The organism is Flammeovirga pacifica (assembly GCF_000807855.2).
GTDB classification, from domain to species: Bacteria; Bacteroidota; Bacteroidia; order Cytophagales; family Flammeovirgaceae; genus Flammeovirga; species Flammeovirga pacifica.
This window is the reverse complement of the sequence record NZ_JRYR02000006.1, coordinates 1-2,209: the sequence shown is the minus strand read 5'-3', so window position 1 is coordinate 2,209 and position 2,209 is coordinate 1. Positions and strand designations below refer to the sequence as shown.

Below are 2,209 nucleotides of genomic sequence, written 5' to 3'. Positions count from 1 at the left end.
GTAAGCAGTCGGGCAACTCCATCTATCATCCTATAATCCCACGCATTAATTTTACGACATAATCAAACACAACAATTATGTCAAGAAAAGAAGAAATGTACGCTCATCTAGAAGCATGGAAAGAAAGTGGATTAACTCAAAAAGGTTATTGCGCACTTCATTCAATAAAAGCACCTACTTTCAGTTATTGGGTAACCAAGACTTGTGGTAAAAAAAACGTTGACTCACCTGCTCAATTTATTCCTATCTCTCCAACTAACCCTGTTGAGCAAAAAATAACAGTTGAATACCCTAACGGAGTAAAAGTTCATTTATCAAACACTGAACTTCTTAAAGAAGCGATTCATTTATTCTAATGTTATCCTTACGAAATACAGACCATATTTACCTTTACAGTGAGTTTACGGATATGCGTAAAGGATTTAACGGTTTAAGTACTATCGTTATTTCTTTGATGGAGATGAATGTAGTGAGTGGTGACATTTATGTTTTCATCAATAGAAGTAAAGATAAAATCAAACTGTTACGTTTCGAAAGAGGTGGCTTTTCTCTCTATTATAAGCGATTAGAAAGAGGTCGATTTGAACTTCCAGTAGGTTTTGGAAAGTGTGACAGTATTCATTTAACCTCTGCTCAAATTATGATGTTAATAGAAGGCATTTCTTTAGAAAAAAGAAATCAAAAAGTGCGTTTCTAGTATCATTATTGCTATAAATAAGAGGTGAGTAAAGATGAGAAAATAGCATCACTGAAACAAACAAACACTTCTTTAAGTGAAGAAAACACACAATTAAAAGCACAGGTGGCCATGTTTCAGAATATGCTTTTCGGGGCTAAATCCGAGAAGCGTAAGTATACTGATATCCCTAAAAATCAACTGTCTATTTTTGAGGAAGAAAAACAAGAAGAATCTACTTCTGAAAGTACTGAAATTACAGTTCCTGCTCATAAAAGAAAGAAGAAAAAACCTGTTCGTACAGCTTTACCAGATAAGCTAGAACGTGTAGAGGAAATTATTGAACCTGAGCATGATTTAAAAGGGTGGCGTAAAGTAGGTGAAGATATTACGGAAGTGCTTGAGTGTGAACCCGCACGTTTGTATGTTCGAAGAATCATTAGACCTCGCTACGTCAAAGAACAGGAAAATGGAGATAGTGTATTTAGTCAGTCGGCTTTACCTTCTCATCTGCCTTTCCCTAAATCTATTGCATCAGCAAGTTTAGCCGCTCAGATGATCATCAGTAAATTTGTAGATCACATTCCGATCCATCGCTTCATCAAGCAGTTTGAAAGACAAGATGTCTATCTGAAAAATACAACGCTGATCGATTTACAAAAGAAGGTTGCAGACAAACTAACGCCTTTATTTGAACTATTATCACAGAAAATAAAGAAGAGCAACTACCTTCAAATGGATGAATCTACCATTAAAGTAATGGGAACAGGTAAAAAAGGGAAAGCACACCAAGGCTATATGTGGTATTATTTGGATCCAAAAGAAAAAATTCTTTCCATTCATTATGCCAATGGAAGAGATCGGAAATATCTGAAAGAACACCTTGGAGATTTTAAAGGTTATGCCCAAACCGATGGTTATAAAGGGTATGATTATTTTGAAAACACTACAGCAATTACACATTTAAATTGTTGGGCACACGCACGTCGATACTTTTTTAAGGCCTATAAAGGGGGCTATAAACCCGCTTCCGAAGTAGTTAACCTTATCTCAAAGCTCTATGAATTAGAAAAAACGTTTCAACCAGATACAAAAGCAGAAGAAATTCAATTAGAGAGAGAAAAATATGCTACTCCAATTATTAATAAGCTCTTCCAATGGGCAAAGGAGCAAAAGGTATTACCTAAAACTGATATTGGTGTAGCTATTACTTACTTTCTCAATCATGAAAAAGGATTACGTGAATATCTCAAGAACGGTGAACTTCTCATTGATAATAACCCTATCGAAAATAAAATCCGACCACTTGCAATAGGTCGAAAAAACTATATGTTTGCAGGTAATGAACAAGGTGCTGCACAAATTGCAATGTTTTATTCCTTTTTCGCTACAGCAAAAATGCATGACGTAGAACCCTATCAATGGCTGAAAAATACACTTGAGATTATTGATGATTACCCTATCAATAAACTAGAGGAACTACTGCCTGTTAAATAGTTGGTGTAGACAAGTGCGGGTTTGCCGACTGCTTAC

Annotated in this window: 3 protein-coding genes; all 3 read left to right on the top strand. The window is 35.5% G+C overall.

The window, feature by feature from the left end; translation table 11 throughout:
* Window positions 1-77: 77 nt before the first annotated feature.
* The 3 genes from tnpA to tnpC are packed head-to-tail and all read left to right on the top strand — an operon-like array spanning window position 78 to window position 2,173.
* Entirely contained in the window at window positions 78-356 is a 279-nt protein-coding gene (tnpA, locus tag NH26_RS24850; protein WP_071397162.1) for an IS66 family insertion sequence element accessory protein TnpA, read from the top strand.
* The gene (gene tnpB, locus NH26_RS24845; RefSeq protein ID WP_071397163.1) at window positions 356-697 is read left to right on the top strand and encodes an IS66 family insertion sequence element accessory protein TnpB; all 342 of its coding nucleotides are present in this window, start codon (window positions 356-358) and stop codon (window positions 695-697) included. The genes tnpA and tnpB overlap by 1 nt, the downstream gene beginning before the upstream one ends.
* Before the next feature lie 24 nt (window positions 698-721).
* Window positions 722-2,173 carry an IS66 family transposase gene (tnpC, locus tag NH26_RS24840; protein WP_084812395.1) on the top strand — a complete coding sequence of 484 codons (1,452 nt, stop codon included), beginning with the start codon at window positions 722-724 and terminating at the stop codon, window positions 2,171-2,173.
* Window positions 2,174-2,209: the final 36 nt, after the last annotated feature.

Bases quoted from the DNA above. Each gene is read 5' to 3' on its own strand.
- tnpA (WP_071397162.1), top strand. From the start codon at position 78: ATGTCAAGAAAAGAAGAAATGTACGCTCATCTAGAAGCATGGAAAGAA.
- tnpB (WP_071397163.1), top strand. From the start codon at position 356: ATGTTATCCTTACGAAATACAGACCATATTTACCTTTACAGTGAGTTT.